Consider the following 9,321-nt stretch of genomic DNA (forward strand, 5'->3'; position numbering starts at 1 on the left):
AAGAGACCGCCGGGCCTACGATGGCTCGCCCTGGCCTTCATGCTGCGGGCGTTGCCTGGACGAAGCGCCCTCCAACTGCTCCTGGCCTGCGTGTGCGGGGTGCTGCCGGCCTTGTTCGGCGCGCTGGTCGGGTTGATCGTCGGGACACTTCCCGAGACCGTTCGAGCCGGCGGCCTGGACACGGCGAGCGGTGAGCGGCTCGTCGCCCTGCTGGTCGCGGCGGTCGTCCTCCTGGTCGTACAGGAGCTGGCCAACTCCGCCTATGAAGTGGCGAGATGGGCCTTCTACCGCCGGTACGAGCACTACCTCCTGGGACGCGTGATCGACGCGACTCTGGGCACGCGGCGGCTGGAGTTGTTCGAGGATCCCCGGCTGTCCCGGCTCGCCGACCGGTCGGTCCGGCTGGCCGGGCTCGATCCCGGCGACCTGGTGGACGGCTGGTGCACCAGGTGGCTGCACCTGTGCCAGGGCGCGGCGGCGGCCGCGCTCGTCGCGACGGTCTGGCCGGTCGCCGCCGGTGTCCTGGTCGTCGTCTGGTCCGTGGCCGGCGCGGTCATGCTGACGGCGCTGCGGCGTCTGGACATCGACTCGTGGTCCGCCGGGCTCCTGGAGGCGGAGTACCTCGGCAGGATCGCCGAGAAGCCGGCGTGGGCCAAGGAGGTCCGGGTGTTCGGGCTGACCGGGTGGCTCGCCGAGCGGTTCGGGTTGCGGTGGACCCATGCCCTGGAGCAGCTGGCGCGGGCGCGCAGGGTCGGGCGGTGGCGTACGGCGCTGGTGCTCCTCGCGCTGCTCTGCTCGCACGGGGTCATCGTCGGCGTGATGGTCTCCGAGGGTCTGTCCGCGACGCAGCTGACGGTGCTCCTCCTCGGCATGTCCGGGATGGCCGCGCTGGCCGATCAGAGTGGCGCGGAGCTGATCGAGTACGGCAGCCCGCGCGTGTCCCTCGTCCTCGACCTCGAAAAGGAGACCGCGAACGTCGCCGCGAACCCACCGTCGGAGGTCGCCGCGAGCCCACGGCCGGAGGTCGCTGCGAACCCACGGCCGGAGGTCGCTGCGAACCCACGGCCGGAGGTCGCGGCGAGCCCACCGCCGGAGGTCGCCGCAGGCCCGCTATCTCGGGCCGGCCGCCCCGGACCGTCGCGGTCTTCGTCTCCGGTTCGGATCTCGCGGGAGATCCGGTTCTCCGACGTGCGCTTCGCCTACCCGAACGCAGGGCCCGTGTTCCGGCGGCTGAACCTGGCGATCGAGGCGGGCACCTCGCTGGGCGTCGTCGGGCTCAACGGCGCCGGCAAGACCACCCTGATCAAGCTGCTGACCGGCCTCGAAGTCCCCGAGGCGGGCAACGTCACCGTGGACGGAGTCCCCGTCGGGGAGCTCGACGCCGGCGCGTGGCGTCGTACGATCGCGGCGATCTTCCAGGACTTCGTGCACTACGAGCTTCCGGCACGGGACAACATCGGTTTCGGCGCGGTCGAGGCCCTGCACGTGGCCCACCTCGACGCAGTGGTGAGCGCCGCGGCGGAACGGGCCGGGGCGCAGGACCTCATCGCGCGCCTGCCGGACGGGCTCGGCACGACGTTGTCGCGACGCTTCCCCGGCGGCGTCGATCTGTCCGGCGGCCAGTGGCAACGCATCGCGCTCGCGCGGGCCATGGCCGCGGTGCACAACGGCGCCGGCCTGCTCATCCTCGACGAGCCGACGGCACAACTCGACGTTCGCGCCGAAGCGGACCTGTACGACCGCTTCCTCGACCTGACCCGTGACCTCACGACGATCATCATCAGCCACCGGTTCTCGACCGTGCGCCGCGCGGACCGGATCGTGGTGCTGGACCGGGGCGAGATCGTCGAGGACGGCAGCCACGACGAACTCCTCGCCGCCGGCGGCGAATATGCCCGGCTCTTCGCCATCCAGGCGGCCTCGTACCTCGACGATGGGATCGCGACGTGACCCGTGACAACTGGCGACGCTCCGCCGCCCTCGTGTTGCGCGCCGCGTGGTCGGCGGACCGGTGGGGCACCGCCCTGGCCTGCGTCACCCTCGCCGCCCAGGTCGTCATCCAGGTGTTGTTCGCCTACTGGCTGAAGCTGCTCATCGACGCGATCGCCGTACGGGACGGTGGCGCGACGCTGCTCGCGGCCTGTGGGGTCGTGGGCTCGATCGCGGGCGCCTCGATCTTCGCCTACTGGGGCAGCCGCGTGCTCGCCGGGCTCAGCGGCCGGCTCCGCTACTGGCTCAACCTGCGCATACTCGAAATTTCCGGCAATATGCCGACGATCGAGCTGCACGAGACGCCGGAGCACCTGACCCAGCTCGAAGCTCTGCGCCGCCAGCAGTACCAGCTCTACCAGGCCGTTCCCCGGCTCATCGAGCTACTGGCCACCGCGATCCGGATGGTCGCGATGGGCGTGCTGCTCGCCGGCGTACACCCGGCGCTGCTCGCGCTCGCGTTGTTCGGCATCCCCGCCCTGCTGGCCAGCCCCTGGACCGGCGGCCTGTTCCGCGCCGGGCAGGAGCGCGCGGCCGAGCCCGCGCGCAGAGCGGAACACCTGCTGGAGCTCACCGCCACCGCCGGCGCCGCGAAAGAGATCCGGCTCTTCCGGCTCGCCGCCGAACTACGCGCGCGTTTCCACGCCGAGCACCGCACGATCCGCCGGATCCACCACCGCCTCCAACTCCGCGCCGCCGCGATCGGCGTACTGAGCCGCTGCTTCTTCGTGATCGGGTACGTCGGCGCCGTCGCCCTCGTCGTCAGCCTCGCCGTCGGGGGACACGCCACCATCGGCGACGCGGTCCTGACCGCCACACTCGCGGGGCAGGTGCTCTCACTGGTGACCGGTTCGGCGGAAACGCTCCAGCTCACCATGCAGAGCCTGGTCGCGGCCGGCCGGCTCGTCTACCTGGACGACCTCTCCAGATCGGCCCACGACGACGTCACCCCCACCGCGGAACCACCCCAAGCCCTCAAGCACGGCATCCGGCTCAAAGACGTCACCTACCACTATCCCGGCACCGATCGCCCGGTGCTCCAGGGCGTTGACCTGCTGTTCCCCGCCGGGCAGACGGTCGCGATCGTCGGCGACAACGGCGCCGGCAAGTCCACCCTCGTCAAGATCCTGGCCGGCCTGTACCGGCCCACGTCCGGGGCGGTCCTGTTCGACGGCGTCGCGGTCGCCGACCTGGATCCCGCCGCGTTCCGGCGCCGGTTGTCGGCCTGCTTCCAGGACCATGCGCGGTTCGAGTTCCTGGTCCGCGAGACGGTGGGCATCGGCGACCTGCCGAACCGCACTGACGGGGCGGTCGAGCGTGCGCTGAACCGCGCCGGAGCCGCCGGCCTGCTGCCGGGTCTTCCGGCGGGACTCGGCACCCAACTGGGTCCCCGCTGGCCGGGCGGGGTCGATCTGTCGGGCGGGCAGTGGCAGAAGCTCTCACTCGCACGCGCGATGATGCGTCAGGACCCGTTGCTGCTCCTCCTCGACGAACCGGCCTCCGCCCTCGACGCCGACACCGAGCACGACCTGTTCCGCCGCTGGGCGGCGGCCTCCCGGCAGGCCGCGGCCCGCAACGGCGGCGTCACCGTGCTCGTCTCCCACCGGCTCTCCACCGTGCGGATGGCCGACCTGGTCGTCGTCCTCGACCAGGGGCAGGTCGCGGAGATGGGCACGCACGACGCCCTCATCCGTCGCGACGGCCTTTATGCGCAGCTGTACCGGATGCAGGCATCGTCGTACCGCTGAGCCGAACATCGCGGAGTATGGGTGCGTCGTAGATCACATGGAGACCATTCCAGGAAAAGTCAGGAAAGCGGCGGTCCTGATGCTTTCCCCGGCCCCGGCCGGGATCGTGCTGGTGCTGATCACGTTGCTCGCCTGGGCACAGAGCTCACTGAGGCTGTCGGAGCACGAGGACCCGCAAGGGATGACGGCGGCGATGTGGCGTGCCGCGGCGAGCCGGTCCGACGAGGAGTTCAACTACCAGCTGATCGGTCTCGCCATATTCACCGCGGCGGCCACCGTCGTGTTCGGAGTGCTGGCATGGAAGGCACGGCGTGGCGCGCGCCGGCCCACGGTTCTGTTCGCGGTCGCCACCGGGTCGACCGCCGTCTATGTGGCTCTGCTCTGGCAGGTGTACGTCCTGGTGCCGCCCCGATTGTTGAGCGTGTCGGACAGCAGCCCCATCTTCCATCTGGAACTGCCCGGCTGGTACGCCCCGCTCCGCGGCGTCCTGGCCCTGGCCGGAGCGGTCGCACAGATATCGGCTCTCATTCTGCTGACCGGCGGACACACGGTGGATTGGTGGACCGCCCACCAGAGGCGGCCCGCCCGGAAGGGCCTGTGGCTGAGCCCACCCCGCCAGGCGGCCTTGCTGATGGTGCTCACTCCGGTGTCGCTGCTGGTCTACGCCGTGGCGAACTATCCCGGCGTCGTGGTCGGCGTGGCCATGGAAAGCGGCGAGCTCTGGCTCCTCCCCGGTATATTGCTCGGCGACCTGGAGGTCCATGCCTGGTCTCTCGGGATGAACGCGATCCCTGTCGTGGTGGCGGGTGTGCTCCTTTGGCGGTTTCCCCGTCAACGGCTGGCGGCCGGCCTGCTCGCCGGTCCCCTCGCGCTCCTCTATATGCTCTTCCTGCTGGACTCCGCCCTGCACACCAGCGACACCAGCTATTTCCACAATGACGTGGGCACAGCGGTCCTCACACCCTGGTGGCACTGGCCCGTGGTGACGACCACCGGTCTCACCCTTCTCCTTCTCCACCTGGCCGCCCTGGCGCTCCTCTTCCGGGCTCCAGGCCGGATCAAGCTCAGCGCTGGAGGGTCTGGCTCCGGTCGATGATGTTCAGGACGGCGTCCCTGGTCCGGCGGAAGACGGCGACGGTCTCGTCCGCGGCCGCGGTGACGGCCTGCCCGGCGGGTTCGGCCGCGGGTTCGAGCAGCAGCGCCACGGCGTCGGCGAGGAGGCCGCCGGGGTCGCCGGGGCTGGGCGGGGCGGAGTCGGGGTGCGACAGGGAGCTGCCGAAGCCGACGAGTACGGCGTGCATGGCGTAGGACTGGTCGGCCAGCGGGCGGTCCTGGCGGATCAGTCCGTGCCGGCGCAGGATCGGCATGACCGCCTCGCACAGGGCGCTGGGCTGGGTGCGGTCGAACAGCTCACGGTCGCCGGCCTGCTGGGTGAGCAGGCGCAGCAGGTCGGCGTCCCTGGTGGCCAGGCGGCGCGCCAGCGGGGACCGCAGCCCGGTGCGCAGCAGCAGCGGGGCCAGGTGGCGGGGCCGTACGGCGGCGGGGTCGGCGGTGATGCGGGCGATGACCTCGTCCAGGAAGGCCAGCAGTTCGCGGGCGAACAGGCCGAGGATGAGGTCCTCCTTGGTGGGCCAGTACAGGTAGACGGTGCCCTTGCCGACGCCGGCCGCGACGGCGATCTCGCTCACGGTGACCTTGCGCACCCCGTGGTCGGCCACCAGTTCGCGCACGCTGTCCAGGATGCGGGCGGCTTTGTGCGAGTGGTGTTCGACCAGTTGGCTCACCGTGTTGTCCTCCGTCTTCTCGGCTGTCGGTCTCGGGTCAGGGGGCGGCGACGTCGATGTTCTTGGCCCGCATGTCCTTGTTGTTCGTCATTCTCCTGCCCATGGTCCTGGCCACGCCAGGCATCCGCATCAGACGCATCATCCCAGCTCGCATGAGGTGCTCCCGGCGGTTGTGCGGCGTGAAGATGCGGCGCCCCGGCACGGCGCTGTCCTGCTGCAGCTGGATGAACGGCCTCATGCGCGCCTCCCACGCCCGTAGCGCGCCGGGCAGGTCGCCGGGGTGTTGCCGCAGCATGGTGCCCAGCAGTTCGCCGCCGGCCAGGCCGCTGGAGGCGCCCATGCCCGCGTACAGGGTGACGCACCAGGCGGAGTCGCCGATCAGGACGACCCGGCCGCGGTGCCAGCGCGGCATCTTGACCTGCTGCACCGAGTCGAACAGCGAGTCGGGTGCCAGCTCGTAGCGCGTCAGCAGCCCTTCGAGCAGCGGGCCGGTGGGTTCGGGGCCGAAGGCGGCGCGGATGGACTCGATCGGCGGGCGGCGGAACTCGGCGTCGATGTCGGCGGTGCGGTAGGAGAACAGCAGGCCCGGGGCGTGATCGGCGTACGGGAAGGCCCACGCGGAACGGCCGGGCTCGGCCAGGACCAGGCCCTCGTGTTGTTCGTAGCCGTCGATCGGGCGGTCCAGCACGGTGGCGCCGATCATGTAGTTCAGCGGGTGCAGGTACTCCTCGGGGCCGAAGGCGAGCCTGCGTACCGTGGAGCGCATCCCGTCGGCGCCGACCACCAGGTCGAAGCGCTCGGTGACGGTGGTGTCGGCGGCCGTGTCGTGCAGCGTCACCTCCGCCGCGGCGTCGTCCTGGGCGATGTGGGTGGGCACGGTGGAGAAGCGGATCTCCACATCGTCCGGCAGCGCCGAGAACAGTCCGTCCTCCACGTCGCCGCGCAGCAGCGGCCGGGGGCCCGCGGCCATGGCGAAGGGGTTGAGGCCGGGACGGCGGCGTCCCGTGCGGTCCACCTCGTAGCTGATGACGTGGGGGCCGCCGCGGTCGCCGATGGCATCCAGCACGCCCAGCCGCCTGGCCGAGGCGATGCCGGCGCCGAACAGGGCGAGGAAATATCCGCCCGAGCGGCGCGCCGGCGCCCGTTCCACCACTACCGGCTCCCACCCGACCTGCCGCAGCCGCAGCGCGGTGGCGATGCCGGCGATCCCCAGTCCGACCACCAGCGCCCGGCCGGTCTTGCCGACGTTCGTCATGACGACTCCTTTCGAGGGCTTCGAGATCAGGCTAATCGATGAACTGACCAAATCGGTTCTAGTGGTCAGTTTCTGCGCGCTGTTGACTTTCTAGAGTGTCTATGTTTATTTAATGGCTCTAAGTAATCTAGAGGCTCTAAGGAGTTGGCGTGGAACTTCAGTGGTGGATGCCCTTCGTGGTGCTGACGCTGGTCGCGGCCGTGTGGTGGCGGATGTCCAGGTCGGCCCACCTCCGGCGGCGTAAGGACTCCTGACATGACACGCGGAAAAGTGATCATCGTGGGCGGTGGCATCGGCGGGCTCGCCGCGGCCGTCGCCTTCCACCAGCGGGGCCTGCGGGTGGAAGTCCTCGAACGAGCCGCCGAGTTCACCGAGGTGGGCGCCGGGCTGGCCATCCAGCCCAACGGCCTGCGCGCGCTGGACGCCATCGGCCTGGGCGATCGGGTACGCGCCGGCGGCCCGGCGGAACCGCTCGCCGGCATCCGGAGCAGGCGCGGAGACTGGCTGGTCCGCAACGACGTCGCGGACCTGAAGCGCCGCTTCGGCTCATGGGCGACCGTGCACCGGGCCGACCTGATCGACCTGCTGCGGGCGGCCGTGCCGCCCGAGGTCCTGCGGCCCGGCATCGACGTCCGGGAGGTACGGCCCGACGGCACGGTCCGCCACAGCGGCGGCACCTCCACCGCCGATCTCGTGGTCGGCGCCGACGGGGTGCACAGCGTGACCCGGCGCTCTGTCTGGCCGGGCCTGCCGGGGCCGCGCTACGTCGACTACACCACCTGGCGGCTCATCGCCCCGCCGCGACCCGTCGAGGGAAGCGTGGAGACGTGGGGCAGGGGCGAACGGTTCGGGCACGTGCCGATGCCCGACGGCCGCGTCTACTGCTACCTGATGGCCAACGCCCCGGCCGGCTCCCGGATCGGCCTGGACGAACTGCGCGAACGTTTCGCCCGGTGGCACCGGCCGATCCCCGACCTGCTCGGCTCCGCGGATCAGGACGCGGTGCTGCAGCACGACACCTACGAGTTGCCGCCGCTGCCCGCGTACGTCGCCGGGAACGTCGCCGTGCTCGGCGACGCGGCCCACGCCATGACCCCCAACCTGGGGCAGGGCGCCTGCCAGGCGCTGGAGGACGCGGTCACGCTCGCGCAGGCGGTGGACACCCTTGGCGTCCGCGCGGGGCTCGCGGCGTACGACCGCGCCCGCAGGCCGCGTACCCAGGAGATCGTCCGCCGTTCCCGCCAGGCCGGGGCCGCCGCGCACTGGACCTCCGCGCCGCTGACCGCCCTGCGCGACGCGGTGCTCCCCGCGCTGCCCAGGACGTTCTTCGAGCGCTCGCTCACCCCCGCCTACACCTGGACGATCTGATGCCACTCGCCCGCATTCTGATCATCGTCGTCGCGGTGATCACGACGGCCGGCGCCGTGCTCGCCGACCTGGTCATCCCCGACCTGGCGGCACAACACGCCTTCAACCCGGCCTGGCCGCCGCACGCCAAGTTCCACGACGCCCAGTACATGGTGATGACCGTGCTCCTCGGCCTCGCCGGCCTGGCCCTCGCGATACGGTCGGGCCGGGACAACCTGCTGTACGCCGCCGCCGTCCTGGCCGTCCCGTGGCTCGGCATGGTCGGCGCGCTGCTGTTCCCCGGCACCGCCACCTACGACCCCGAGTTCGCCGACGAGACCGTCTTCGTCCTCGGTCTGCACGGGCAGGTCTTCCTGGCGATCGTCCTGCTCCTGATCCTGATCGTCGCGACAGTAGTGACAGCGCGCACGCCCGCGGGCTCGGGGCAAGCGCGTGCCACCGGGCGCATGTAGCCGGTGACGCTTTCCGGCGAGCCTCTCCTCCGCGCTGACCGGCAGGTCGCGGTGGCAGGGGCGAGCCTGGGAACGGCCCCTCACCCGAGCCGGGTGTCCAGGGTTCGTACGCCGTTCTCGTGTGAGATGCCGCGGAACAGTTCGCGGGCCTCCTCCCAGGCGGTTCTGGCGGTGTGGTGGTCGCCGGCGGCGGTGTGGGCGTCGCCGAGGGCGCGTAGGGTGCGCGCCAGGTAGGGGATCGAGCCGCGGGTGCGCCACGCCAGGACCGAGCGTTGGAGGGTGGCGATGGCGGTGGCCGGGTCTCCTTGGGCCAGGTCCAGTTGCCCGAGGACGCTGAGCGAGTCGGCGAGGTAGTGGCCGAAGTTGCCGTCCTCGCTGTGGGTGAGTGCCAGTTCGGCGGTTGCCCTGGCCCGTTCGTCCCCGGTCGCGGCGTACAGTTTGGAGAGGTAGAGCAGTGTGAAGGTCTCCAGGTAGCGGTAGTTCAGCCGGCGGGCCATCGCCAGGGAGCTTTCCAGTAGGTGCCGGCCGCCCGTCAGGTCGCCGCAGAAGAATTTCGCGGTGCCGAGGAACTGGGTGACCGTCGTGGTGTAGTGCGTGTTGCCGAGTGCTTCGGCGACCTTCGTGGCTCGTTCCAGGACGGTGTGTGCGGCTTGTGGGTGGTCTTCGCCGTAGATGATCGCCATTACGTGGTAGGCGCGTGCCTGGCCGCCGAGGTAGTTCGCGTC

8 protein-coding genes are annotated in these 9,321 nt (G+C 71.0%); 5 read left to right on the forward strand and 3 right to left on the reverse strand.

Features of this window, described 5'->3' with window-relative positions; all coding sequences use genetic code 11:
• Positions 1-51 precede the first annotated feature (51 nt).
• From AB0I81_RS61310 to AB0I81_RS61320, 3 genes are all read left to right on the forward strand, one after another.
• Positions 52-1,950, forward strand: coding sequence for an ABC transporter ATP-binding protein (locus tag AB0I81_RS61310; RefSeq protein WP_360679292.1), 1,899 nt, complete (start codon positions 52-54; stop codon positions 1,948-1,950).
• Complete coding sequence (locus AB0I81_RS61315; RefSeq protein WP_360679295.1) at positions 1,947-3,737, forward strand: ABC transporter ATP-binding protein; 1,791 nt, start codon at positions 1,947-1,949, stop codon at positions 3,735-3,737. Before AB0I81_RS61310 ends, AB0I81_RS61315 begins: the two co-directional genes overlap by 4 nt.
• Positions 3,738-3,843: 106 nt before the next feature.
• Positions 3,844-4,833 carry a hypothetical protein gene (locus tag AB0I81_RS61320; RefSeq protein WP_360679297.1) on the forward strand — a complete coding sequence of 330 codons (990 nt, stop codon included), beginning with the start codon at positions 3,844-3,846 and terminating at the stop codon, positions 4,831-4,833.
• Here AB0I81_RS61320 and AB0I81_RS61325 read toward each other — a convergent pair.
• Entirely contained in the window at positions 4,802-5,521 is a 720-nt protein-coding gene (locus AB0I81_RS61325; RefSeq protein ID WP_360679300.1) for a helix-turn-helix domain-containing protein, read from the reverse strand. The genes AB0I81_RS61320 and AB0I81_RS61325 overlap by 32 nt on opposite strands.
• Positions 5,522-5,558: 37 nt before the next feature.
• Positions 5,559-6,776 carry an FAD-dependent monooxygenase gene (locus tag AB0I81_RS61330; protein WP_360679303.1) on the reverse strand — a complete coding sequence of 406 codons (1,218 nt, stop codon included), beginning with the start codon at positions 6,774-6,776 and terminating at the stop codon, positions 5,559-5,561.
• Positions 6,777-7,031: 255 nt separating this feature from the next.
• On the opposite strand from AB0I81_RS61330, the gene AB0I81_RS61335 reads away from it, so the two are divergent.
• Positions 7,032-8,144 (forward strand): FAD-dependent monooxygenase, encoded by a 1,113-nt coding sequence (locus tag AB0I81_RS61335; protein WP_360679306.1) that lies wholly within the window; start codon positions 7,032-7,034, stop codon positions 8,142-8,144.
• Positions 8,144-8,596: a DUF6640 family protein gene (locus AB0I81_RS61340; RefSeq protein WP_360679309.1), complete on the forward strand. Its 453-nt coding sequence runs from the start codon at positions 8,144-8,146 to the stop codon at positions 8,594-8,596. Before AB0I81_RS61335 ends, AB0I81_RS61340 begins: the two co-directional genes overlap by 1 nt.
• 80 nt (positions 8,597-8,676) lie before the next feature.
• On the opposite strand, the gene AB0I81_RS61345 is transcribed toward AB0I81_RS61340, so the two are convergent.
• Positions 8,677-9,321: tetratricopeptide repeat protein (locus tag AB0I81_RS61345; protein WP_360679312.1), on the reverse strand; the 645-nt coding region annotated here is incomplete at its 5' end.

This window comes from Nonomuraea sp. NPDC050404, assembly GCF_040655495.1.
Taxonomy (GTDB): Bacteria; Actinomycetota; Actinomycetes; order Streptosporangiales; family Streptosporangiaceae; genus Nonomuraea.

Coding starts and splice junctions, on each gene's coding strand:
- AB0I81_RS61330 (WP_360679303.1), bottom strand. CDS start 6,776: ATGACGAACGTCGGCAAGACCGGCCGGGCGCTGGTGGTCGGACTGGGG.
- AB0I81_RS61335 (WP_360679306.1), top strand. CDS start 7,032: ATGACACGCGGAAAAGTGATCATCGTGGGCGGTGGCATCGGCGGGCTC.
- AB0I81_RS61340 (WP_360679309.1), top strand. CDS start 8,144: ATGCCACTCGCCCGCATTCTGATCATCGTCGTCGCGGTGATCACGACG.